This is a genomic window from Aeromonas sp. 602200, from assembly GCF_049173895.1.
Lineage (GTDB): Bacteria > Pseudomonadota > Gammaproteobacteria > Enterobacterales > Aeromonadaceae > Aeromonas > Aeromonas veronii_A.
In genome coordinates this window covers 155,572-178,234 of the sequence record NZ_JAAKSL010000001.1, presented here as the reverse complement: position 1 = coordinate 178,234, position 22,663 = coordinate 155,572, and the positions used below count along the sequence as shown (strand labels likewise).

21 protein-coding genes and 1 pseudogene are annotated in these 22,663 nt (G+C 56.5%); 3 read left to right on the top strand and 19 right to left on the bottom strand.

What is annotated here, in order from left to right:
• The first annotated feature begins 82 nt into the window (after positions 1 to 82).
• A complete protein-coding gene (gene rsmF, locus G5221_RS00820; protein WP_421262618.1) occupies positions 83 to 1,513 on the top strand; it encodes a 16S rRNA (cytosine(1407)-C(5))-methyltransferase RsmF in 1,431 nt (476 codons plus the stop codon).
• A gap of 226 nt (positions 1,514 to 1,739) precedes the next feature.
• Here rsmF and G5221_RS00815 read toward each other — a convergent pair whose 3' ends face one another.
• From G5221_RS00815 to yceD, 15 genes are all read right to left on the bottom strand, one after another.
• Entirely contained in the window at positions 1,740 to 2,024 is a 285-nt protein-coding gene (locus tag G5221_RS00815) for a RepB family protein (RefSeq protein WP_421262617.1), read from the bottom strand.
• A 160-nt stretch (positions 2,025 to 2,184) separates the two neighbouring features.
• Complete coding sequence (locus G5221_RS00810) at positions 2,185 to 3,126, bottom strand: tyrosine-type recombinase/integrase (protein ID WP_421262807.1); 942 nt, start codon at positions 3,124 to 3,126, stop codon at positions 2,185 to 2,187.
• A 373-nt stretch (positions 3,127 to 3,499) separates the two neighbouring features.
• Positions 3,500 to 4,279: a TatD family hydrolase gene (locus G5221_RS00805; protein WP_279504705.1), complete on the bottom strand. Its 780-nt coding sequence runs from the start codon at positions 4,277 to 4,279 to the stop codon at positions 3,500 to 3,502.
• Positions 4,280 to 4,304: 25 nt separating this feature from the next.
• Positions 4,305 to 5,252, bottom strand: coding sequence for a DNA polymerase III subunit delta' (gene holB, locus G5221_RS00800; RefSeq protein WP_069526838.1), 948 nt, complete (start codon positions 5,250 to 5,252; stop codon positions 4,305 to 4,307).
• Positions 5,237 to 5,878 carry a dTMP kinase gene (gene tmk, locus G5221_RS00795; RefSeq protein WP_103252009.1) on the bottom strand — a complete coding sequence of 214 codons (642 nt, stop codon included), beginning with the start codon at positions 5,876 to 5,878 and terminating at the stop codon, positions 5,237 to 5,239. The genes holB and tmk overlap by 16 nt, the downstream gene beginning before the upstream one ends.
• On the bottom strand, positions 5,878 to 6,879 hold the full coding sequence (mltG, locus tag G5221_RS00790; RefSeq protein WP_005333156.1) for an endolytic transglycosylase MltG: 1,002 nt from the start codon (positions 6,877 to 6,879) through the stop codon (positions 5,878 to 5,880). The genes tmk and mltG overlap by 1 nt, the downstream gene beginning before the upstream one ends.
• Positions 6,869 to 7,675 (bottom strand): aminodeoxychorismate lyase, encoded by an 807-nt coding sequence (gene pabC, locus G5221_RS00785; RefSeq protein ID WP_421221736.1) that lies wholly within the window; start codon positions 7,673 to 7,675, stop codon positions 6,869 to 6,871. The genes mltG and pabC overlap by 11 nt, the downstream gene beginning before the upstream one ends.
• Before the next feature lie 68 nt (positions 7,676 to 7,743).
• Entirely contained in the window at positions 7,744 to 8,985 is a 1,242-nt protein-coding gene (fabF, locus tag G5221_RS00780) for a beta-ketoacyl-ACP synthase II (protein ID WP_005360452.1), read from the bottom strand.
• Positions 8,986 to 9,067: 82 nt separating this feature from the next.
• Entirely contained in the window at positions 9,068 to 9,304 is a 237-nt protein-coding gene (acpP, locus tag G5221_RS00775; RefSeq protein WP_005300909.1) for an acyl carrier protein, read from the bottom strand.
• Positions 9,305 to 9,462: 158 nt separating this feature from the next.
• Positions 9,463 to 10,197, bottom strand: coding sequence for a 3-oxoacyl-ACP reductase FabG (gene fabG, locus G5221_RS00770; protein ID WP_421221734.1), 735 nt, complete (start codon positions 10,195 to 10,197; stop codon positions 9,463 to 9,465).
• A 13-nt stretch (positions 10,198 to 10,210) separates the two neighbouring features.
• Complete coding sequence (gene fabD, locus G5221_RS00765; RefSeq protein WP_159164721.1) at positions 10,211 to 11,146, bottom strand: ACP S-malonyltransferase; 936 nt, start codon at positions 11,144 to 11,146, stop codon at positions 10,211 to 10,213.
• 71 nt (positions 11,147 to 11,217) lie between these two features.
• Complete coding sequence (locus G5221_RS00760) at positions 11,218 to 12,177, bottom strand: beta-ketoacyl-ACP synthase III (protein WP_040065495.1); 960 nt, start codon at positions 12,175 to 12,177, stop codon at positions 11,218 to 11,220.
• A gap of 7 nt (positions 12,178 to 12,184) precedes the next feature.
• Entirely contained in the window at positions 12,185 to 13,204 is a 1,020-nt protein-coding gene (gene plsX / locus G5221_RS00755) for a phosphate acyltransferase PlsX (protein ID WP_421262616.1), read from the bottom strand.
• A gap of 9 nt (positions 13,205 to 13,213) precedes the next feature.
• The gene (gene rpmF / locus G5221_RS00750; RefSeq protein WP_005300935.1) at positions 13,214 to 13,381 is read right to left on the bottom strand and encodes a 50S ribosomal protein L32; all 168 of its coding nucleotides are present in this window, start codon (positions 13,379 to 13,381) and stop codon (positions 13,214 to 13,216) included.
• 19 nt (positions 13,382 to 13,400) lie between these two features.
• The gene (yceD, locus tag G5221_RS00745) at positions 13,401 to 13,922 is read right to left on the bottom strand and encodes a 23S rRNA accumulation protein YceD (RefSeq protein ID WP_013723766.1); all 522 of its coding nucleotides are present in this window, start codon (positions 13,920 to 13,922) and stop codon (positions 13,401 to 13,403) included.
• A gap of 118 nt (positions 13,923 to 14,040) precedes the next feature.
• Between yceD and G5221_RS00740 the strand changes: the two genes are divergently transcribed.
• Positions 14,041 to 14,622: a Maf family protein gene (locus tag G5221_RS00740; RefSeq protein WP_245147714.1), complete on the top strand. Its 582-nt coding sequence runs from the start codon at positions 14,041 to 14,043 to the stop codon at positions 14,620 to 14,622.
• 100 nt (positions 14,623 to 14,722) lie between these two features.
• Here the strand turns inward: G5221_RS00740 and G5221_RS00735 are convergent, their stop codons facing one another.
• Together G5221_RS00735 and rluC are read right to left on the bottom strand one after the other, a co-directional pair.
• Positions 14,723 to 15,385 carry an HAD-IA family hydrolase gene (locus G5221_RS00735; RefSeq protein WP_421262615.1) on the bottom strand — a complete coding sequence of 221 codons (663 nt, stop codon included), beginning with the start codon at positions 15,383 to 15,385 and terminating at the stop codon, positions 14,723 to 14,725.
• Positions 15,385 to 16,329, bottom strand: a complete 945-nt coding sequence (rluC, locus tag G5221_RS00730) for a 23S rRNA pseudouridine(955/2504/2580) synthase RluC (RefSeq protein ID WP_042030945.1) — start codon at positions 16,327 to 16,329, stop codon at positions 15,385 to 15,387. The genes G5221_RS00735 and rluC overlap by 1 nt, the downstream gene beginning before the upstream one ends.
• Before the next feature lie 412 nt (positions 16,330 to 16,741).
• Here rluC and rne point away from each other — a divergent pair, with 412 nt between their 5' ends.
• On the top strand, positions 16,742 to 19,828 hold the full coding sequence (rne, locus tag G5221_RS00725) for a ribonuclease E (protein WP_421262614.1): 3,087 nt from the start codon (positions 16,742 to 16,744) through the stop codon (positions 19,826 to 19,828).
• A gap of 446 nt (positions 19,829 to 20,274) precedes the next feature.
• Here rne and G5221_RS00720 read toward each other — a convergent pair.
• Together G5221_RS00720 and G5221_RS00715 are read right to left on the bottom strand one after the other, a co-directional pair.
• Positions 20,275 to 20,897: pseudogene (locus G5221_RS00720) on the bottom strand (IS3 family transposase); the annotation flags it as partial.
• 116 nt (positions 20,898 to 21,013) lie between these two features.
• Positions 21,014 to 22,483 carry an inorganic phosphate transporter gene (locus G5221_RS00715; protein WP_202003928.1) on the bottom strand — a complete coding sequence of 490 codons (1,470 nt, stop codon included), beginning with the start codon at positions 22,481 to 22,483 and terminating at the stop codon, positions 21,014 to 21,016.
• Positions 22,484 to 22,663: the final 180 nt, after the last annotated feature.

Here is a 22,663-nt window from a genome sequence, read left to right as displayed (position 1 = left end):
CTGTTGATAGGGTTCAGATTCAGAATATTCTTAGCCTTGTGGTAGGATATCGCCCCTCTTTTTCGGTCAATGAGACGGCACAGTGCACGACAACACCTTCCTTCCCGATTACTTTTTACGCCACATTGCGGCCATCATGCCGGCCCATCTCTCGATGGAAGACTTTGTGGCCAGTTGTCGACGTCCGCTGCGCCGCAGCATTCGGGTCAATACCTTGAAGATAGCCGTCTCGGATTTCGTCGCCCTGATGGAGCCACTGGGTTGGCAGCTCGATCCTGTGCCCTGGTGTGATACCGGCTTCTGGCTGACCCGCAGCGACGAAACCGTCCCCCTTGGCAATACCGCCGAGCACTTGAGCGGGCTCTTCTACATTCAGGAATCGAGCTCCATGCTGCCGGTGACGGCACTCTTTGCCAGTGACAAGATCAAAGCGGATGGCATGTTGCTGGATGCTGCAGCGGCCCCCGGCTCCAAGACCACCCAGATAGCCGCCTTGATGAATAATCAGGGGATGCTGGTTGCCAACGAGTTTTCCAGCAGCCGGTTGAAAGTGCTTAGCGCAAATATCCAGCGCTGCGGCGTGACCAATGTAGGTATGACCCATTTTGATGCCAAGGTATTTGGCCAGTGGTTGCCGGAGACCTTCGATGCCATCCTGCTCGATGCCCCCTGCTCCGGTGAAGGTACGGTGCGCAAGGATGAAGATGCGCTGCGCAACTGGAGCATCGAGAGCATCGACGAGATTGCGGCGGTGCAACAAGGGTTGCTTGAGAGTGCCTTCCATGCCTTGAAACCGGGTGGTGTGCTGGTCTACTCCACCTGCACCTTGAGTGAGCAGGAGAATCAGGCGGTCTGCCAATCCCTGCTGGACAAGTTTGGCGACGCCTTGAGTTTTGACTCGCTGGCAGACCTGTTCCCCCATGCAGAGCAGGCCTGTACATACGAAGGATACCTGCACGTTTGGCCCCAGATCTTCGATAGTGAAGGCTTTTTCGTCGCCAGATTGCGCAAGCATCACTCGGTGCCCAACACCATGTTCAAGCCTGGCAAGCTGGGTAAATTCCCTTTTGCGCCGCTTCCTGCCAAAGAGGCGGAACCCATGTTGCGCGAGATCGAAGCCAACTTCGGGGTGGCACCGCAGGGTCAACTGTTTGGCCGCAATGACGAGATCTGGCTCTTCCCCCAGCTGTTTGATCAGGTGCAGGGCAAGCTGCGCTTCGATCGCATCGGCATCAAGTTGGCCGAGACCTTCAAGAAAGGTTATCGCCTCACTCATGAGTGGGCACTGGCCTATGGCGATAAAGCGAGCAAGGGCGTGGTTGAGCTTGATAGCGCCAATGCGCGGGAATTCATGATGGGGCGGGATGTTTGGCCAGAACAGGATGCGGGCACTGGCGAGGTAATCGTCCGCTATCAGGGGCATACCCTGGGCATGGGGAAATGGGTGGGGAGTCGGGTCAAGAATGCCCTCCCCCGCGAGCTGGTGCGTGACAACAATCTGTTCAATGCCTAGTGGGCCGTTCGGTGCATCAGCACTTGAACGAGTCTGAAATACCCACACTCTGGTTGAACTTTTCTTCGGATCTTGAAAAGCCTTGAGCCTTGTCTAAGCTTAAGGCAATCCGAACACCAGTTAGCGCACGGCTCTGCAAGGAGCCAATTCCCCTATGCCAGGTACAAGGAATTCGTACCTGGCTTTTTTTATCTCTTCACGTATCGCTGTTACTTCACTCTTGTGTCTATGCAACGGTCTCTTCGACCTGTGTGGCGACTCTGTTTTCAAACGGAGGTTCTCTACCCAGCTCATGTTGGTAGAGCAGATCGATCGCCTGCTCGATGAGTGATGCCTGACTGTCTTCGAGATGGATACCCAGTGTGGCCAATCGTTCGGCGTGGCGATTGCTGATCCAGCATTGCAGCCGGGTATGGGTCTCCTGCTTGCGTTTTACATGTTGGCGCTGCCGCTCGGCATTGTTTTGGGGCCCCGCCTCTTGCTCTTCACGCACTGTCATTTCTTGGCTCATATGTCCTTGCGATATTACGTTTCCGAGTTTGTTATCTCTCATCACATGCCATTATCCATTGGAAGATGCCCTTCCCCTTTAGGCTGCTGGCTGCACGGCAAATATATCATCAGATCAACAAGATATCATTTAACATAAAAAATGAAGTGACGCAGTGAAGTCAAAGCAAGCCATCAAGGGCATGATCGGAGAATTTATGGGCGTCATCGAAGTACTCCTGCAGGGTTCGCATATCCTTGTGGCGCGTCACCTCGATGATCTTGTTCATCGGCTTGCCGGCAGTCACCGCCGAGGTGATAAATCCACGGCGCAGGCTATGGCCACTGACGTAAAGATCGTCAATGGTTTGGCCGGTTCGGCGCTTGATCATCAGATTGATGCCCTGGGGGCCGAGTGGTTCGGCCATCAATTGTCCCCAGCGGTTCATCCGCCGAAATAGCGGACCCTCGCTGATCCGGCTTTTGCGCAACCAGTTTTGCAGTGCCGATACCGGACAATAGTGCTTGCCCGGGATCAAGGCTATCTCGGTTTCATGCAGCTGATGCTTGCTCGGTTTGAGACGAAGACGGATCCCCTGCCCCACAAAATCGAGATCGCTCACCTCAATTCGGGCTGCTTCCGAGCGGCGCAAGGCGCCACTGAACATCAGCAGTAGCAGGGTGTGATCGCGCAAGCCCGCCAGATCATGGGTGTCAATGCCATCGAGTACCTGGGTCAATGGCTGTAACGTCAGGGCGCCAGTTTTGCGCTTGCGGTTATCTCCCAATCTGACAATACCGCGCATCATCTCCTTGATTTCGGGATGCTCGGTGGGCATGGGATGAATCCCTTTCTGCTTGAAGGCATAACGGATCCCGGCAAGCCGCCGCACCAGGGTTGCCGGTTTACGAGGTTCACCGTTACGCAGCTCACCCTTCCCCTCCTCTTTATCCAGCCATACCCAGTCGGCCAATACGCCGTCGGCCTGATCTGCCAGAAAGTTCATGATGTCGTGATGGGTGGTTTGCAGCGGATCCAGCCTGTGCAATTGGCACCAGAAGACAAAAATACGGGTATCCGCCTGATAGGCATTGAGGGTGGAATCCGCTTTTGCACTGCGCAAAAAGCGGCGTGCCCGGCTATTTAGTTGCGCATCGAACACAGTCTGCAGTGACTGATGAGCCGGATTGGACAAGGTTGGAAATGCCACGGAACTCTATGATTCATATGAAGTTTGAGAGGATCTTACAGGATCTTCCCTATACATCAAGTATCGATAATGAATATTATCGATACTTAGAACATCTTGTTTTAATGCCCTTTAACCACGCTGAATAAAGGAAACATAGGAATATCATTCAACCCAGTTTGGCAGAAACGAAAAAGTAAAATTGGCAGGAAAAAGTGAGAGATAACACAGCTCGGTGTTGATATTCAGGTGGGTAATCAGCTTGGTATTTGAAATATAAAAAGCCCCGAGCAACGGGGCTTCTGTGTTATTTTTTCGCCAGTTTGAATAGTTCAAAGAAATTCCGGCTAGTGGCTTCTGCCAATTCATTAAGCGGAATATGACGCAGATCGGCAATAAACTGCGCAACGTCTCGCACAAAGGCGGGCTCGTTCTCCCTCCCCCGATGCGGCACGGGGGCAAGATAGGGCGAGTCGGTCTCGACCAGCAATCTGTCGAGGGGCAGAGCCTTGACCACCTCTTGCAGGGCAGACGCATTTTTGAAGGTGGCGATCCCGGAGATTGAGATATAGAACCCCATCGCCATTGCGGCTTGCGCCATCTCGAGAGACTCGGTGAAACAGTGCAGCACACCGCCAACCTGATCCGCGCCCTCTTCACGCATGATCTGCAAGGTATCTTGTTGAGCATCGCGGGTATGGATGATCAGCGGCTTGTTCAGCGCGCGAGCAACCCGGATATGTTCGCGGAAAGAGGCTTGCTGAACGTCCTTGTTCTCGGGCGAGTAAAAGTAATCGAGACCGGTCTCACCGATGGCCACCACACGTGGATCGGCAGCTTGCTTGAGCAGCAACTCGGCATCGACACCGGGTTCCTGATTGAGCGGGTGTACCCCGCAAGAGGCAAATACCTGGGGATAGGGGGCGATCGCCTCAAGCATGGTCGGGAACTGTGCCTGAGTTACACTGACACAGAGAAAATATCCCACGTCCAGTTTCGCGGCCTTTGCCAGTACATCAGCCATGCTGGTCTGCTTGCTGCCATAGCTGAGGCGATCAAGATGACAGTGGGAATCAACGAGTAACATATAAAACCTTTCTGCTTGTCGGTACTTATAACCAGCGACTGAGCCAGTTCATCAGATGGATGGTGGGATTGGAGAGCTGGCCCGGCTGGCATGCCGCTTTCAGGGCTACCAGATCTTGTTCTGCCTCCAGCAGTTTTTCGCTGGAGTGCTGCTCCGCCAACCGCTGGCTCAAGATTGCCAAGTCCGGCATCGCCAGCTGATGGTGACCGCATCCAGCCTGGGTTTTCAGGGCATCACACAAGAAGAGCTGCAACCAGTGCAACCTGACCTGCGTCTCCTGACCAAGCTGGCTGCACAATGCCGTCGCCTTGACCGGACTTTGACTCAGGGCGACAAACTGTTCCAGCAGTTCGCGGCGAGTCCCGTCCTGTTGCTGCTCGATATAGTCGAGTACCCGCAGCGGGGCCCCCTGACAGATCCGCACCTGAGCCAGAGTGGCCTGATGACCCTGCTCGGCCAACCAGCGTACTGTTTCCCCTTCCGCAGGCAATTGACAGACATGTTTGTGACAGCGACTGAGAATGGTGGGAAGCAACCGGGAAACCTGGGAGGCAATCAGCAACAGCAAGCTGTCGCCGGCCGGCTCTTCCAGGGTTTTCAGCAGGGCATTTGCCGCCGATTCGGTCATCCGCTCCGCATCAGGAATGATCACCACCTTGCCACGGCCGAGCTGGGCAGAGCCCTGCAGCCGGGTGCAGATCTCGCGAATGGCCTCGACCCCGATGGTCTTGCTGTCGCGCGTTATGGTGCCGAGATCCGGGTGGTTGCCCTTGTCAAACAGCTGGCAGGAGTGGCACTGACCGCACGGCTCTCCACGATCCGGTTGCTGGCAAAGGTGTAAACGTGCCAGCCGCTCGGCCAGTTGCTCCTTGCCAAGACCGGGATCGCCGAGCAACAACCAGGCGTGGCCGAGACGACCGGACTGGGCCGTCTGGCTCAGAGCATGCCAGTCGGGGATCAGCCAGGGATACATAGCGGCTCGTTCGACAGATAGTGATCCAATGCAAGCTCAATGGACGTTTTGACCTGTTCCGGCGTTTGCGCCGCATCGATCACCACAATGGAGTCATCCTTGGCGGCCAGTTCGAGATAGCGCGCCCGGGTACGCTCGAAGAAGCTGAGCTGCTCCAGTTCGATGCGATCCAGCTCGCCGCGATGGCGGGCGCGCTGCAAGCCAAGGGCGGGATCGATATCGAGATAGAGGGTGAGATCCGGCTTGAAGTTGCCGAGCACTGCCTGCTTGATGGCTCCGATAAGCTGGGCATCGATACCACGGCCGCCACCCTGATAGGCCTGGGAGGATAGATCGTGGCGATCCCCCACCACCCAGACACCGTCGGCCAGTGCGGGTTTGATGCGGGTCTCCACCAGTTGTACCCGGGAGGCGTACATCAGCAGCAGTTCCGCCTCGATGGTGAGGCGCTCGTCGTGCACCTCTTTGACAATGGCCCGCATCCGCTCGGCCAGTGGCGTACCACCCGGCTCGCGGGTGCACTCGATCCGGTTGATGCCGTGACGCTGCAGATAGTCGGTCACATAACGAACGGCCGAGCTCTTCCCTGCCCCTTCCAATCCTTCGATCACAATAAATTTAGACATTAGGGTTTCTTCAATATGTATTCACGAACCGCCCGATTGTGTTCATCGAGGGTCTTGGAGAAATAGTGGGCACCGCCCCCCTTGGCGACAAAGTAGAGATAATCGGTCGACTTGGGGTTAAGCGCAGCTTCGATGGAGGCCTTGCCCGGCATGGCGATGGGCGTGGGCGGCAGACCGTCGATCACATAAGTGTTGTAGGGATTCTTGTCGGTCAGATCACTGCGGCGAATGTTGCCGTCGTAGCGATCCTTCACCCCGTAAATGACGGTGGGATCAGTCTGCAACTTCATGCCCAGACGCAGACGGTTGACGAATACGGAGGCGATCTGCGCCCGCTCGTCCGGCTGGCCGGTCTCTTTCTCGATAATGGAGGCCATGATCAACGCCTCATAGGGGGTCTTGTAAGGCAGGTTAGCCTGACGTTTTTCCCAGCTCTGCTGCAGGAAGGTCTCCATATCCTGATGGGCGCGGCGCAAGATCGAGAGATCGCTGGCATGGGTGGTATAAGCGTACGTTTCCGGCAGGAACCACCCCTCCAGCTTGCCATTCTCGATGCCGAGCTCTTGCGCCAAGTCGGCTTCGGATTGCTCAACGGTCAACCGCTCAAGGTATGGGGCGCTGGAGAGCTGCTTCTGCCAATCCTCGAAACGGGAACCTTCGACGAAGGTGAGGCTGAAGTGAAACTCCTTGCCCGATGCGAACAGAGAAAGGGTCTCCTTGAGAGGGGCCCCTTCCTTGATTTCATAGGTACCCGATTTGATGGCCACCAGTTCGGGATGGCTGCGCAGCCAGAGCCGCACCGCCCAGGGGCTGGTTTCCCCCTCCCCAAGTTCGGCGATGAGACGCGCCGCATGGGCGCCCTTCTCCACCGTAAAGAGCCGGGTCGGCCCCTTGTTGGTGAGCGTCTCTACCTGTTGCCATTTGTAATGTACATAGCCCCCGGCAGCGGCTACCGTCAGTGCCGCCCCCGCGAGCAGGGTGTAAAGCCGATTAAACTTCAATGACCAAACGCTCCTGTAAACGGCGACTCAATACCGCTGGGGGATAGTGAATATCCTCGATGCAATTGACCGGCACGACCCCCATCAGGGTATTGGTGAGCCACACCTCTTCAGCCTGCCATAGTGACTCCAGCGGAGCCTCTACCACACGCAACTCAATACTCATCTGTTTCAACATCGCCATCACCTGGCGGCGCATGATGCCATCGACACCACCGCGGGCGAGATCGGGCGTAAACACCGTCTTGCCCCGACGCCAAAACAGATTGGCACTGACCCCTTCAATCAGATAACCGCGACTGTTAAGTACTATCCCTTCGACTGCATTCCGGCTGACAAGTTCGCTTTTTAGCAATACCTGCTCCAGACGATTCAAGGTTTTAAGCCCAGCCAGCATGGGGGCATCGCCGATCCGCTGGCGGCACACCACCATCTCGATCCCCTCCTGTTGCCACTGGCCATAGTGAGTGGGAAATGGCGCCAGACTGACAATCCGGGTTGTGTGCTGACATCCGCTGCCGTCATAGCCCCGCCCCCCCTCGCCGCGGGTCAGGATCACCTTGGCCACGCATTGTGGCTGGTCGGCCACCATCTCTTCAACCTCCCGGGTCAAGAGATCCCAGTCCGGTTCAACCAATCCCAGCCGGTTGTTGGCCAGCTGCAACCGTGCCAGATGGGCAGGCCACTGCAACACGCGACCCTCCCTGACCGCCATGGTGGTGAAATGACCGTCACCATAGGCCAACCCCCGATCATGGGCCGAGATCGTATCAAGCTTCATGCCATTGATAAGCAAAGGGATCCCTCCGATAAAAAAGGCCCGATACCGGCAGTATCGGGCCTGTGTCTTTGCCCTGCGGCAAATTATACGCGTTTGAAGATCAGTGAGCCATTGGTGCCGCCAAAACCAAACGAGTTGGAAAGGGCGTACTCGAAGCTACCTGGTTTGGCCACATGGGGTACCAGATCCAGATCGCACTCATCATCCGGGTTGTCCAGGTTGATGGTGGGCGGAGCCACCTGATCACGCAGGGCCAACACAGTGATGATCGCCTCGATGGCACCGGCAGCGCCCAACAGGTGACCGGTCATCGACTTGGTGGAGCTGACCATCAGGGATTTGGCGTGTTCACCAAACACCGACTTCATGCCACGCAGCTCGGCCACATCACCCAGCGGGGTGGAGGTGCCGTGCGCGTTGATGTAACCAATCTGCTCGGGGGCAATGCCGGCATCCTTGATGGCATTTTTCATGGCACGAGCGCCACCGTTGCCATCTGCAGGAGGCGCAGTCATGTGGTACGCGTCACCGCTCATGCCAAAACCGACCAGCTCGGCGTAGATCTTGGCACCACGGGCCTTGGCGTGTTCGTACTCTTCCAGTACCAGGACACCGGCACCGTCACCCAGCACGAAACCATCGCGATCTTTATCCCACGGACGGCTCGCTTTTTGCGGCTCGTCGTTGCGGTTGGAGAGTGCCTTGGCGGCAGCGAAGCCACCCATCCCCATCGCGGTGGAGGCTTTCTCGGCACCGCCGGCGACCATCACGTCGGCATCACCGTAAGCGATCATCCGGCCAGCCATGCCGATGGCATGGGTACCTGTGGTACAGGCGGTAGTCACGGCGATGTTCGGCCCTTGCAGACCTTTCATGATGGAAAGATGACCGGACACCATATTGATGATGGTGGACGGAACGAAGAAGGGACTGATCTTGCGTGGGCCGCCGTTGACCAAGCTTTCGTGGTTCTGTTCAATCAGACCCAGACCGCCGATACCGGAGCCAATCGCCACGCCGACACGTTCGGCATTCTCTTCATTGATGGTCAGGCCGGAATCATCCAGCGCCTGCATACCGGCCGCGATGCCGTATTGAATGAAGAGATCCATCTTGCGAGCGTCTTTACGGTTGATACCGTACTGCTCGGGATCGAAATCCTTGACCAGACCTGCGAAGCGGGTTGCAAACTCGCTGGCATCAAAGTGTTCGATAAGGGAAATGCCGCTCTGCCCGTTGAGCAGTGCTTGCCAGCTGGATTCGGCAGTGTTACCCACCGGGGAAAGCATCCCCAAGCCGGTCACCACGACTCTGCGTTTTGACACTGAGGTAGTCTCCGAGAGGTGTTTTGAAAAGGAACAAATACAAAAGAAGCGGCCCTTGGGCCGCTTCTTTCAGAACAGGAACTTATTCCTGATTAGCGGTGATGTAGTCGATAGCCGCTTGAACAGTGGTGATCTTCTCGGCTTCTTCATCAGGAATTTCGGTATCGAATTCTTCTTCCAGCGCCATTACCAGTTCAACGGTATCCAAAGAGTCAGCGCCCAGGTCGTCGACGAAGGAGGCAGCGTTCTTAACGTCTTCCTCTTTAACACCCAGTTGTTCGATGATGATTTTCTTTACGCGTTCTTCGATGTTGCTCATGACCTGAATTTTCCTTTAAAAATACGCTATTTGCGTCTGGTTGGGGTAGTTTATTCAATTGACGTGAGTTTGCAAGTAGCTTGCCGCTGGTCAAACCACGAAATGTGCCAAACTTCGGCGTACTATCGCAAATTTGAACAGATCTTACGACAAATTGATTACACCATGTACATCCCGCCATTAACATGCAGGGTTTCGCCGGTGATATAGGCTGCTTCATCAGAAGCCAAGAATACCACAGCTGCGGCAATTTCTTTTGGATCACCCAAACGGGCGGCAGGCACCTGACTCATGATGCCGGCACGTTGATCGTCATTCAGGGCACGGGTCATGTCGGTTTCGATGAAACCGGGAGCAACCGCGTTCACTGTGATACCACGGGATGCCACTTCCCGCGCCAACGATTTGGTAAAACCAACCAGACCGGCCTTGGCGGCAGCATAGTTGACCTGACCGGCATTGCCCATGGTTCCCACCACGGAGCCAATGCTGATGATGCGACCGTGACGTTTCTTCATCATGGCACGCAACACCGGTTTGCTCAGACGATAAAGCGAGGTCAGATTGGTATCGATGATCTCGTTCCACTCGTCATCTTTCATCCGCATCAACAGGTTGTCACGGGTGATCCCCGCGTTGTTGATCAGGATGTCGATCTCGCCAAAGCGCGCCTTGATGGCAGCGAAGACGGCTTCGATGGATTCCTGGCTGGTCACGTTCAGTGCCATGCCGCAACCATTCTCGCCCAGATAGGCGCTGATCGCCTCGGCACCGCTCTCGCTGGTCGCCGTACCGACCACTTTCGCGCCACGGGCCACGAATGTTTCGGCAATCGCACGGCCGATGCCACGACTGGCACCGGTCACCAACACAACCTTATCGGTAAAGCTCATCACTTGCTCCTGTTTACTTGATCTGGGCCAGCGCCTGCTCGAAAGAGGCGGCATCGTTGGCGTGAATACCTTCCACGCGCTTGTCGATACGCTTGGCGAGCCCGGTCAACACTTTGCCCGGTCCCATCTCGATCTCGAGGGTAACCCCCTCATTGGCCATCCGCTCGACAGTCTCGGTCCAACGAACCGGGCTGAACAGCTGACGAACCAGTGCTTGCTTGATGGCGACCGGATCCTGTTCACAGGATACGTCGACATTATTGATGACCGCGATGGTTGGAACCTTGATCTCGATCCCGTCCAGCGCAGCTGCCAGTTTTTCTGCGGCAGGTTTCATCAGCGCGCAGTGAGACGGCACGGAGACCGGCAGCGGCAGCGCACGCTTGGCGCCCGACTCTTTCATCAGCACGTTGGCGCGCTCAACGGCCTCTTTGTGGCCGGCGATAACCACCTGGCCCGGGGAGTTGAAGTTGACCGGAGAGACCACCTGCCCTTGTGCCGCTTTTTCGCAGTTGGCGGCGATGGATTCGTTATCCAGACCGATGATGGCCGCCATGGCCCCGGTGCCTTCGGGTACCGCTTCCTGCATGGCCAGACCGCGCAGCTCGACCAGTTTGACCGCATCGGCAAAATCGAGTGCGCCGCTGCAAACCAGCGCAGAGTACTCACCCAGGCTGTGACCCGCCATCATGGCAGGCGTTGCCCCACCCTGCTGTTGCCACAGGCGCCACAGGGCGACAGAGGCAGTCAGCAGCGCTGGCTGGGTGCGCCAGGTTTTGTTCAGATCTTCAACCGGACCATCCATCACCAGGGCAAACAGGTCATAACCCAGCACCTGACTCGCTTCGGCGAAGGTCTCCTTGATCACGGCATGTTGTTCGGCCAGCTCGGCCAGCATGCCAACGGACTGGGAACCTTGTCCCGGGAAGGCAATGGCAAATTGGGTCATCATTGATTCCTTTTAGATAAGACAAAAATGAAATCGGTGACGGGATGATGGAGACACCATCCCGCCGAAGATCAGAGGCGAACCAGCGCAGAGCCCCAGGCGAAACCGCCACCAAAGGCTTCCAGCAGTACCAGCTGACCCGGTTTGATCCGGCCATCCCGCACCCCTTCATCGAAGGCGACAGGGACGGACGCAGCAGAAGTGTTGCCGTGCTTGTCGAGGGTCAGCACCACTTTATCGAGGCTCATACCCAACTTCTTGGCTGTGGCGCTGATGATGCGGAAGTTGGCTTGATGCGGCACCAGCCAGTCCAGCTCGCTCGGCTCGATGCCAGCAGCGGCCAACGTTTCGGTTACGATCTCGCTCAGACGGGTGACCGCCACTTTGAACACATCGTTGCCCTTCATATACATATAGGCTTCGAGCTCGGCACCCGGCATGCCGCGACGGGGATGAGGCAGCTTGAGCAGTTCGCCATAACGGCCATCGGCATGAAGATGGGTAGAGAGGATACCCGGCGTCTCGCTGGCACCGACAATCACAGCCCCTGCCCCATCACCAAACAGGATGATGGTGCCGCGATCTTGCGGATCGCACATGCGGGAGAGCACATCGGCCCCGACGACCAGCACATGGCGGGCAGCGCCAGATTTGACGAACTGATCGGCAATGGAGAGTGCGTAGGTGAAACCTGCGCAGGCTGCAGCCACGTCAAAGGCAGGAATGCCCGGAACACCGAGCAGCCCCTGCAGCTCGCAGGCGGCAGCCGGGAAGGCATTTTCAGCACTGGTGGTGGCCAGCACTATCATATCGAGATCGGCAGCGGTCAAACCGGCTGCATCCAGGGCGCGCAGAGCGGCCTGGTAAGAGAGGGTGGCAACGGTCTCGTCAGCCCCGGCAATACGGCGCTCACGGATACCGGTGCGTTCCACGATCCACTCATCACTGGTCTCAACCATCTGCTCGAGATCGGCGTTGGTACGCACTGAACTCGGCAGGTAGCTGCCAGTACCCAGAATTTTGCTATGCATAGAGTTCTTATAGATCCCTGTCAGAGAAGACAGCTTCAAGGCGATCTGCTATTTGCAGTGGAAGTTGATGTTTGGCCTCTTGTGCGGCCAGCAGGATCGCATTACACAGAGCGCGCCGTTCGGCCCGCCCATGACTTTTTACCACAATGCCGCGCAATCCTAACAGACTTGCTCCGTTATACTGGTCGGGGTTCAGGTAAGAAAAACGCCGTTTGAACATAAATCCGGCGATCCGGCCAAGAAAAGTGCGTTTCTTGCGGGGATATCCGGCCAGCTGGGCCATCATCCGCACCACCCCCTCGGCCGTTTTGAGGGCGACATTGCCGACAAAACCGTCGCAGACGATCACGTCGCTGTCGCCGCTGAAGATGCGATCCCCTTCGACGAACCCGACATAATTGAGTGCGTGGCACTGACGCAACAATTCGGCGCTGTGGCGCACCAGATCGTTACCCTTGATCTCCTCCTCGCCGATGTTGAGCAAGGCAACACGAGGTAATGCTATGCCTTCTACCTTTTCGGCCACGACAGAGCCCATCACCGCAAACTGCAGCAAAGTATCCGCATCGCAACTGACGTTGGCGCCGAGATCCAGCATCACGGTACGTTTGCCACTCAATGTTGGCAACGCCTTGATGAGGGCGGGTCTATCTACCCCGGGTAGGGATTTGAGCACGCACTTGGCCATCGCCATCAACGCACCGGTATTGCCGGCACTGACGCAGGCATCGGCCTCACCGGCTTTCACCAGATTGAGTACCAGCCGCATGGAGGAGTCTTTCAGAGTACGCAGCGCCACGATCGGTTTATCGCCCATGCCAACCACCTGGGATGCATGTACGAAACGAACGCGGGGATGATTCAGCAAGCCATGTTGCTGCAGCAGAGAAGAGGTCTGGTGCTGGTCGCCGACCAGGATCAGTTTTAGCTGGGGTAAAAGAGACAGTGCCTGCACGGCGGCAGGCACTGTTTCAGAGGGGCCAATATCTCCCCCCATGATGTCTAGCGCGACAGTTTGCGTAGACAAAGGCAATCCTTAAGCGATTACCTTTTTACCGCGGTAGAAACCATCGGCAGTCACGTGGTGACGACGATGAATTTCGCCACTGGTCTGATCAACAGTCAGGGCAGCGGTGGTCAGCGCATCGTGGGAACGACGCATGCCACGCTTGGCACGGGTTTTACGGTTCTGTTGTACGGCCATTGTAGGCTAACTCCTAAATTCACTTACGTTTAAGCTCTTCAAGAACTGCAAAGGGATTCGGCCGCTCATCAGCAGGTTCGATTTCACCCCAGGTCATCTCCATGTTTCCTCTCGGGCATGCATCCAGAGAATGCATTGCGACTTGAGGCAACGAGAGGATGAGCTCATCCTCCAGGATTTGATGAAGATCTATCTCGCCGTTTTCGTCCAACTCAATGGGCTCATAAGCTTCCGGCAGTTCTTCCTCGTTTGTTCTTTCGAACAGCGGAGTGTAGATAAATTCAGCTTCGCAGAGGTGTTCGAATGTCTCTCCGCAACGTTGGCAAACCAGGTCAACCTTGGCATGGGCAGTGCCTTTCATAACGGTCAACTTCTGGACATCTTTGCCAAAGTGCAGTGATACATCGATATCACTCTGCAAGCCAGCGGTTGATTCCTCCAGCCTGGGCATCTGCGACTTTTCCACTATCCCGATGTAATCGAGCAGCTTCAAGGCACTACGGACTGGATCAACCTTAACGGGCAACTTCACCTTTTGCATAGGGCGCGAATAATATAGGTCCAACAACTGATAGTCAAAGGAAAAAGTCCTTACCGCCGATGATTTTAACGTCACAAGTCCCTAGAATGCCGGTACTCGCTTTCATCGGTACCTGATTATGCCACAGAATCTGATCCTCGCCTCAACTTCTCGCTATCGCAAAACCCTGCTGGAGAAGCTCGGTCTCCCCTTTGAATGTGCCGCCCCCGATGTGGATGAGCGACCACTGGCTGGCGAATCCGCCGAGACGCTGGTGGTCAGACTGGCTCGTGCCAAGGCTGATGCTGTCGCCCAACATCGTGATCACGGCTTGATCATCGGATCTGATCAGGTGTGTGTCTGCAATAATCACATCCTCGGCAAACCGGGCACCATCGACAATGCCATCGCCCAGCTGATGGCGGCTCAAGGTCGCAGCGTCACCTTTTACACCGGGCTGTGCGTACTTAACGCTGCAACCAATGAGATTCATCAATTGATTGAACCATTTACGGTCCACTTTCGCGATCTCGACGAATCCGCCATTCGCCGCTATGTAGAGGCTGAACTGCCCCTCGATTGTGCGGGAAGTTTCAAATGCGAAGGGATGGGGATCGTGCTGTTCAAGGGGCTGGAGGGGCGCGATCCTAACGCCTTGATCGGTCTGCCGCTGATCGGCCTGATCGAGCTGCTGGAGCGCCACGGTATTGCCCTGCCCTGATCGCGGACGAATAGATAAGCTAGATCGAGGATATAAAAAGCCCGGTCAATAGACCGGGCTTCTGTTATCAATCAGATCGATGTCTCTTAAAGAGAGGCGTCTATAACAGCCCGCGAAGAGCCGCCATAGAATCCACCACAGCCACTGGCCCGTAACGACTGAGGGCATCGCGGCTATCCACCCCCCAGGTGACACCAATACGCGGCATGGCGATCGCCTCGGCCATCGCCATATCGTGAACAGAGTCGCCGATCATTACCGCCTGCCGGGGTGACAGCCCCAGCTCGTCCAGGATCTGCTCAAGCATCAGCGGATCAGGCTTGGAGCGAGCCTCATCGGCCCCGCGACTGGTTACAAACAACGGGCGTAGCCCGGTTTCATCCAATACCCGATCCAGCCCGCGGCGTGATTTGCCGGTAGCGACGGCCAGTTGCAGCCCTCGTGACTGCCAGTCATGCAGCAACTCCCCTACCCCGGAAAACAACGGGCTGGGGGTGGCATCGTGCAGATAGTGATGACGATAGCGATCGATGAGTATGGCAATCTGGCGCTCACCGCTGGTGGCGCCACTGCCACTGCATAAGGGGAACAAGCGGGACATGGCGACATCGAGGCTCAATCCGATGATCTGCCGGATCTGGGCTGGAGCAGGAACCGCCAGCTCACAATCTCTGGCGGCACCTTGTACACAGGTCACAATCCGGCCCACCGAATCCATCAGGGTACCGTCCCAATCGAAAATGGCGAGCCGGATATCCTGCATCAGCGTGGCAAGCCGTTGAGGAAGTTGTCGAGTTCAGGTGCCAGCGGCGCTTCTACCTGCATCTCGCGACCATCGGCCGGATGGGTGAAGCTGAGCTTCCAGGCATGCAAAAAGAGCCGTTTCAGCCCTTGGCTGCGCATTTTCTCGTCAAACGCCGCTTCACCGTACTTATCGTCACAGGCGATCGGATGACCGGCATGCAGGGTATGCACGCGGATCTGGTGGGTACGACCGGTGATGGGGCTGCACTCGACCAGAGTCGCTTCGGCAAATTGACGCACGATGCGGAACCGTGTTTCCGATGGCTTGCCATCGGCGCTGACCCGCACTACCCGCTCGCCAGACTGCAGATCGTTTTTGCGCAGAGGTGCATTGACCACCTTGACGTGGGCCTGCCATTTGCCGCGAACTAGCGCCAGATACTGCTTGCGCATGGTCTTGACCCGCAACTGTTCATGCAGGCTGCGCAGGGCGCTGCGTTTTTTGGCAACCAGCAATACACCAGAGGTGTCACGATCCAGTCGATGAACCAGCTCGAGGAAACGGGCTTCCGGCCGCAGGGCGCGCAGCCCTTCAATCACACCAAAGCTCAGCCCGCTGCCGCCATGTACGGCCATGCCGGAGGGCTTGTTCAGCACGATCATGGCATCGTCTTCGAACAGGATCTGGCTTTCCAGACGCTGGATAACCCCGAGGTTGGCGGATGGCAGCTCATTTTTTTCAGCGACGCGAACGGGAGGAACCCGCACCTCGTCACCTGCGCAGAGTTTGTACTCCGGTTTGATGCGCTTTTTGTTTACTCGCACTTCACCTTTGCGAAGGATGCGATAGATCAGGCTCTTGGGGACGCCCTTTAGCTGAGTCTTGAGAAAATTGTCGATGCGCTGCCCGTCATGCTCAGCTTCGATGGTGAGCAGCTGCACTTGTTGATGTATCTGTGTCATGGCGCGGATTTTACCACTGCCAGCGCCCCTTGGCTGCTGGTTTGTTGAAAAATGGCGCCTTGCTATAAAAGAGGTTTAAATGGGATAATAAACAAGGTTTTGTCATTGTGTTCAAGCCTTGTACTAAGTGGCCAAAAAGTATGCCACCCAATCCCGAAACACCGTGTATACAAGAACATGACGGTTCCCGGGTGCGAGGTACAACGCATGGAGAACACAAACATCACCGTTTATTTGTCTCCATTTCGGCATCCTTATTCATTCCTTCTCGAGAAGTGATGACCAGAGCGCCCTTAGTTTGCGCCTCATGCATACCCCAACCGGGAGGTTGCTCCAGTATGCTGAAGACCCGAGGCCGGCGCTGGCAGGACCCAGATGGAGGAAATCAAAATGACACAATAATGAGAACTCAATGAAAAGAATGCTTATCAACGCAACTCAAGAAGAGGAGTTGCGCGTAGCGCTGGTTGACGGACAACAGCTCTACGATTTGGATATTGAAAGTCCGGGACACGAGCAGAAGAAAGCGAACATTTACAAGGGTAAGATCACCCGCGTAGAACCCAGCCTTGAAGCTGCTTTTGTCGACTACGGCGCCGAGCGCCACGGTTTCCTGCCGTTGAAGGAGATCGCCCGCAATTACTTCCCCTCCGGTTACTCCTATCAGGGTCGTCCCAACATCAAAGAAGTGGTCCGCGAAGGTCAGGAAGTTATCGTCCAGATCGACAAGGAAGAGCGTGGCACCAAGGGTGCAGCCCTCACCACCTTTATCAGCCTGGCAGGTAGCTACCTAGTACTGATGCCCAACAACCCCCGTGCCGGTGGTATCTCCCGCCGCATCGAGGGTGATGAGCGGACTGAACTGAAAGAAGCCCTGAGTGGATTGACCGTGCCGGAAGGCATGGGCTTGATCGTGCGCACCGCCGGTGTGGGCAAGTCTCCGGAAGAGCTGGAGTGGGATCTGAACGTCCTGCTCAATCACTGGGACTCCATCCACAAGGCCTCCCAAGAGCGCGCGGCACCGGTGCTGATCCACCAGGAAAGCAACGTCATCGTGCGTGCCATCCGTGACTATCTGCGTCGCGATGTGGGCGAGATCCTGATCGACAATCCGGTGATTTTTGAACGTGCCAAGGCCCATATCGAGCTGGTACGTCCCGATTTCCTCAACCGCGTGAAGCTGTACAAGGGTGAAGTTGCCCTGTTCAATCACTTCCAGATTGAGAGCCAGATCGAATCAGCCTTCCAGCGTGAAGTGCGCCTCCCCTCCGGTGGCAGCATCGTTATCGATCCGACCGAAGCACTGACCTCCATCGATATCAACTCCTCCCGCGCCACCAAGGGCGGCGATATCGAAGAGACTGCGCTGCAAACCAACCTGGAAGCGGCCGATGAAATTGCCCGTCAATTGCGTCTGCGCGACTTAGGGGGACTGATCGTAATCGACTTCATCGACATGACCCCTGTTCGCCATCAGCGCGAAGTGGAAAACCGTCTGCGTGAAGCGGTTCATCAGGATCGTGCCCGCATCCAACTGGGTCGGATCTCCCGTTTCGGTCTGCTGGAGATGTCTCGCCAGCGTCTGCGCCCCTCTCTCAACGAGTCCAGCAGCCATATCTGCCCCCGTTGCCAGGGCCAAGGCGTGATCCGTGACAACGAATCCCTCGCCCTGTCCATCCTGCGTCTCATCGAAGAAGAGGCGATGAAGGACAACACCGAGCAGGTTCACGGCCAAGTGCCGGTGGATGTTGCCGCCTATCTGCTTAACGAGAAGCGCGCAGCTATCGCCAGTCTGGAGCAGCGCAATGATGTGCGTGTTTACATCATTCCGAACCAGCATCTGGAAACCCCGCACTACGAAGTGACTCGCATTCGTCAGAACGAGATCCCGGAAGCGGCCAGCTACGAGCTGAAAACCGAGATTGCCAAGCCGGTCTACCAACCGAAGCAAGCTCAGGTGATCGAGCGTGAGCAACCGCTGCTGCAAGGCTTTGCCCAACCGGCACAACCGGCCCCTGTTGCACCGCAACAGCCGGCGGCTCCCGTTGCTGCGGCCCCTGCCGAAGTCGGCTTCTTCAGCAAGCTGATCAAAGGCATTACCGGCCTGTTCAGCAGCGATGCAGCCCCTGCCGACGTGAAAGCGCCCGCCGAGAAACCAGCAGCTCGTGAAGCACGCAAGGATGAAGGTCAACGTCACCAGCGCGAAGAAGGCCGTGGCCGTGGTCAGCGTCCTCGTCGTGATGACAATCGTGGCAACCGCAACAATGCGGAAGCTGGCGAGAAGCGTGAAGGTGGCAACCGCGAAGCCGGTGAAAACCGCAATCGCCGTCCCCGCAAAGAGCGCGAGCCTCGTCAGGAGCGTGAAGCTCGTGGCGAAGTGCGCAGCGAACAGCGCATGGAACGTGAACCCCGTCAGGAGCGAGAGCCTCGCGAACCGCGCCAGGAACGTGCACCACGTCCGGCCCGTGAACCTCGTGCGCCCCGTGAGCCGCGCGCCGAAGTCGTTGTTGAAGCGGTAGATACCGTCGATGCAACTGCCGCCCAGCCACGTCAGGAAAAAGAGCAGAAAGTGGCCGAGCGCCGCGAACGTCGCCAACTGCGCAAGCAGATCCGCGTCGATGTCGCCGCTGCTGACACCCCTGCCCTGCCGGTTGACGAAGTACCAACGCAAGCTGAAGTGATCGATGCTACCGTGGGTAACGAGCAGGAAGAGCAGAGTGAAGGCCAGCGCCGTTCACGCCGTACTCCGCGCAGCCAGCGCATCGAAGGCCAACGTCGCAAGCGTATTAATGAAGAAGCACGTAGCCAGCGTGATGAAGAGCAACAAGCCGAGCCTACTCTGACTACCGCCGCCCAGGCAGATATTGCCAAAGCGCAGGTTGAAGAGCCGGTAGTGCCTGTTGTTACCATCCCGAGCGCTGAAGCTGTCGCTGCTGCTCTGCAAGCCTCTGCGGCACTGACCGAGCATGTGGTTGTCGAAGCCGTTGCTGAAGAAGCGGCCGAGCAGGCTGCTGCCCAGGTTGAAGCAACTCAAGCCGATGTGGCCGCTAGCCCGGTTGTTGCAGCTGTCGCAGACGTTATGCTTGCAGTAGAGCCGGAAGTTGCCGTTGTAGCCGCTCCGGCTGTCGACATGGCTGCCACTGAAGTCGTTGAAACGGCTTCAGTTGTTGAAGAAGCCCCGGCTGTCAGCACTCCTGTCGTGGAAGCTGCACCGGCTGCAGTCGAAATGCCAGTTGCTGTTGTCGAAGCCCCGGCTCCTGTCGCTGCGGTGGAAGAGACTCTGGTCGTGACCAAACAGGTAGCTCACGGTGCTGGCCTGCTGGCTCGTGCCCGCAAAGCATCCGCGCCGATGGCAACCCCTGCCGAAGCCCCTGCCCTGCCTGCTCGTGAGCCGGTTAACTACCCGCCGCTGGTACGCAACGAAGTGAGCACATCAGGTCGTCATGGTGGCAGCACTGCCGCCGTCAACGTGGCCACCTGCCCGGCCGGTCGCCCCTGATATCCACCGGTAACGACTAAATCGAGAGCCACACCATTGTGTGGCTCTTTTTTTATCTTCATGACATAGATTGCTCGAGCTTCATCGATAAGGAGTTTGGATGAGGAACCTAATGCAAATATCCTCTTGAACACCCGACTCCGGTCAGTAATACCTCGGATATGGACAAACAAATCCGCTACCGATACGCCGCATGGCATTGACCAAGCCACAGACTGGCTCATGACTCCCTCCTCTGTTTGAACCGGGAGCTTGGCGACAGCAAACTGTGTCTGTGTCGTAAAGGTTTGCTAAACCGGCTCAAGATTTTCATTCTATCTTCCGACTCGTTAAAAATGATATTCGATTTCTAGTCTGTTGGCATATAACAGCAAAGCATCGCTCAGTGCATACACAATACAAACAGGGATTAATCGGCATTACTGCGCGACGAGGAAACCCTAGACTGGGCTGCACCAGTAGCGGTACTCGGCCAATATCCGAAACAGCCTGTCCCGCCCGACCTTGAACTAGGCATCATCCTGACCCTGAAGCAGATAATGCAGCTTGCTAGTGCCGACCTGCAGTTGTCGCAGCCGAACCTGACGCACAAATCGCACCACCTGCAGCCCCTGAGCTTAGATGTCCGTCCGCAACCCGATTGCGCTTGTAGAAAGCCTGCCGGCTTATTCCCAGAAACAGGCAAGCCCTGACAATGGTCAGTCTCTCGACCTGCCGCTGCGAGAGGACTTATCGGGTCGCTTTTTTACGATGGAAACGCCTAGTCGTTCTTCAGCACATCGACGACTTGGGCCTTCAGGCTTATCAGCGCCAGCTGCTCGAGCTCTTTGATACATTGTTGGTGCGTCTGTTTGTCGGGGTCAGGCATGGTGATGCTATTGCCGGCGGGTACAGATACCTCAGGCTCCAATCTTGCCAACCATGTTTACGCAAACCACACCAGAATGGTCGAATTGCCCTGAATGCCATATCGGGCTTGTGCTTGCAGGCAGCTGAGCTCGCCTTTTTCAATCTGTTCGACCAACGCCAGTTTAAACGTCAGCGAGTCATCGCGCGGTGTCCGTTTCACACCTTATCCCATAGGACTGTTCATTTATTGGGGGGAAAGGTGTAAACCATATTCAGGAGAGGACAGGAAACACAAAAAAGGGCCCGCAGGCCCTTTATCGAATATGGTATTGGCATTTAGCCAAACAGATGGTGGCTGACGATGAACAGGCCACCGGAGAGCAACATGGTCAGCGGCAGGGTCAGCACCCAGGCCATCAGAATGGTCTTGATGGTCTGGCTCTGCAGGCCGGATTTGTTGGCTACCATGGTACCCGCCACCGCAGAAGAGAGGATGTGGGTGGTGGACACCGGCATACCGGTCAGACTGGCGACCCCGATGGAGGTTGCAGCCGTGATCTGGGCCGCAATGCCCTGGCTGTAGGTCATGCCGGTGGTGCCGATCTTCTCTCCCACGGTATGGACGATACGACGCCAGCCCACCATGGTGCCACAACCGAGCGCCAGTGCGATGGAGACGATCACCCAGGTCGGTGCGTATTCAGCGGTCGCGGTCAGATCCTTGCGCCATTTGGCCAGGTCGGTCAGCTCCTTGGCGGGCAGCGGCAGCTTGGCAACCTTGCGGGCAGTGTCATCGATACAGAGCAGCAGACGACGCACTTCGCGACGGTCGGTCAGGCTCATCTGATCATAAGTACGCACAGCCCCCAGACGGGCATCCAGGGTGGCCATCGCCTGCAGCACGCCATCGGCGGAGCAGTGAGTCATCAGCTCTTCCTGAGCCGTTGCCGGTGCAGAGAAGTTGATGACACCAGAGAGGGCGGACTGGTTGCGCTGGTAGATCTCCATGATGCGCTGGTTGGCATCCTGGGTCCGATCCAGGTCATAAGAGCGGCTGTTCATGTCCAGCGCGAAATAGGCGGGTGCCATGCAGATCAGCACCAGCATCACCAGACCGATACCCTTCTGGCCATCGTTGGAGCCGTGCACGAAGCTGACGCCCATGGCCGATGCCACCAGGGTCAGACGCGCCCAAAACGGCGGGTGCTTCTTGCCATCCACCAGCTGACGCTCTTCCGGTGTTTTGTGGATCTTGTTGCTGGTCCAGATGCGTTTCATTGCCAGCAGCAGCAGCGCCGCGATGATGAAACCTATGGTGGGAGAGATGATGAGGGAAAGCATGATGTCGATCGCTTTGCCCACGTTGATCCCTTCTGTCACCGGTTTATGGGTGATCCAGGCATAGGCGCCGCCTACCCCCAGAATGGAACCGATCAAGGTATGTGAACTGGAGGCCGGGATCCCGAAGAACCAGGTGCCCAGGTTCCACACGATGGCGGAAAACAGCAAGGAGAAGACCATGATCAACCCTTGGGTGGAGTCCATCCCAAGCAGCAGGTCGATGGGCAACAGATGGACAATGGCATAAGCCACCCCCAGACCGCCGAACATGACGCCAAAAAAGTTGAAGATCCCCGATGCGACAACCGCCAGGTGAGCCGGCATCGCCTTGGTATAGATAACCGTTGCTACCGCGTTGGCGGTATCGTGAAAGCCGTTGATAAATTCATAGGCAAGCACAAAAAAAACGGCCAATACCAAACCGATTGACCACCACAAACCCAAACCACTAAACATTTCAAACATAAAAAAAAGCCTGTTTATGAGTTGCGGCGGATTATGCCAGATGGCGGCCAACACCATAGCCACCATTGAAATATTTCAGCCATAAAAAAAAAGAGCTTTTTGGAAAAAAATATCCTAGAGCCAGTCCTCATGCGGCTTGCCATCGATTAATTAAAGCCATCAATGATTGCAGGAAATGGC

Coding starts and splice junctions, on each gene's coding strand:
- yceD (WP_013723766.1), bottom strand. CDS start 13,922: ATGCAAAAGGTGAAGTTGCCCGTTAAGGTTGATCCAGTCCGTAGTGCC.
- tmk (WP_103252009.1), bottom strand. CDS start 5,878: ATGTCTAAATTTATTGTGATCGAAGGATTGGAAGGGGCAGGGAAGAGC.
- G5221_RS00760 (WP_040065495.1), bottom strand. CDS start 12,177: ATGCATAGCAAAATTCTGGGTACTGGCAGCTACCTGCCGAGTTCAGTG.
- holB (WP_069526838.1), bottom strand. CDS start 5,252: ATGTATCCCTGGCTGATCCCCGACTGGCATGCTCTGAGCCAGACGGCC.
- fabD (WP_159164721.1), bottom strand. CDS start 11,146: ATGACCCAATTTGCCATTGCCTTCCCGGGACAAGGTTCCCAGTCCGTT.
- rluC (WP_042030945.1), bottom strand. CDS start 16,329: ATGACACAGATACATCAACAAGTGCAGCTGCTCACCATCGAAGCTGAG.
- rne (WP_421262614.1), top strand. CDS start 16,742: ATGAAAAGAATGCTTATCAACGCAACTCAAGAAGAGGAGTTGCGCGTA.
- rpmF (WP_005300935.1), bottom strand. CDS start 13,381: ATGGCCGTACAACAGAACCGTAAAACCCGTGCCAAGCGTGGCATGCGT.
- G5221_RS00815 (WP_421262617.1), bottom strand. CDS start 2,024: ATGAGCCAAGAAATGACAGTGCGTGAAGAGCAAGAGGCGGGGCCCCAA.
- G5221_RS00715 (WP_202003928.1), bottom strand. CDS start 22,483: ATGTTTGAAATGTTTAGTGGTTTGGGTTTGTGGTGGTCAATCGGTTTG.
- G5221_RS00735 (WP_421262615.1), bottom strand. CDS start 15,385: ATGCAGGATATCCGGCTCGCCATTTTCGATTGGGACGGTACCCTGATG.
- fabG (WP_421221734.1), bottom strand. CDS start 10,197: ATGAGCTTTACCGATAAGGTTGTGTTGGTGACCGGTGCCAGTCGTGGC.
- G5221_RS00740 (WP_245147714.1), top strand. CDS start 14,041: ATGCCACAGAATCTGATCCTCGCCTCAACTTCTCGCTATCGCAAAACC.
- G5221_RS00805 (WP_279504705.1), bottom strand. CDS start 4,279: ATGTTACTCGTTGATTCCCACTGTCATCTTGATCGCCTCAGCTATGGC.
- acpP (WP_005300909.1), bottom strand. CDS start 9,304: ATGAGCAACATCGAAGAACGCGTAAAGAAAATCATCATCGAACAACTG.